Annotated in this window: 2 protein-coding genes; both read left to right on the plus strand. The window is 63.9% G+C overall.

Annotated elements, in window-relative coordinates; genetic code table 11:
• On the plus strand, positions 1-379 hold a 379-nt coding region (locus AC1DTN_RS37890; RefSeq protein WP_477925276.1), incomplete at its 5' end, for a methyl-accepting chemotaxis protein.
• A gap of 52 nt (positions 380-431) precedes the next feature.
• Positions 432-692, plus strand: a 261-nt coding sequence (locus tag AC1DTN_RS37895; RefSeq protein ID WP_477925278.1) for an MCP four helix bundle domain-containing protein, incomplete at its 3' end; no start/stop codon positions are given.

Raw genomic sequence — 692 nt, forward strand, 5'->3', positions numbered from 1 at the left:
GCGCTCGGCCGCGGCGGCCAAGGARATCAAGACGCTSATCGGCGACTCGGTCAACAAGGTGGAAGAGGGCAGCAAGCAGGTGGCCGAGGCGGGCAAGACGATGGAAGAGATCGTCGACAGCGTCAAGCGCGTGACCGACATCATGGGCGAGATCACGGCGGCCAGCCAGGAGCAGACCTCGGGCATCGAGCAGATCAACCAGGCCATCACGCAGATGGACCAGGYGACGCAGCAGAACGCGGCGCTGGTGGAAGAAGCATCGGCAGCGGCGCAATCGCTGCAGGAGCAGGCCGGCAGCCTGTCGCATGTCGTGGGCGTGTTCAGGCTCGATGCGGGCGGCCGCCCGGGCCGCACGGAGCCGGCGCTTGCCGCCGCCTGAGCGCGGACGGTCCATGTCGAATCTCAACCAGCAAGAAATCGAGAGCAGAGTGATGAGTTTCAAGAATCTGAAGATCGGCACGCGATTGGGAATGGGCTTCTCGCTCATGCTGCTGCTGATGGTCTTCATTGCCGGCACGGGCATGTTGCGCCTTGAAAACGTGGGCAATGCCACCGAGGACATGGTCGAGGGCGCGCTGGTCAAGGAGCGGCTGGCCAATGAATGGTCCAACCTGCTGAACTCGACCATCGTGCGCACGATCGCGATGGCCAAGGCCACGGACCCTGAAACCGAGGCCTACTTCGCCAAGGGC

The organism is Rhizobium sp. 01T444 (assembly GCF_056398305.1).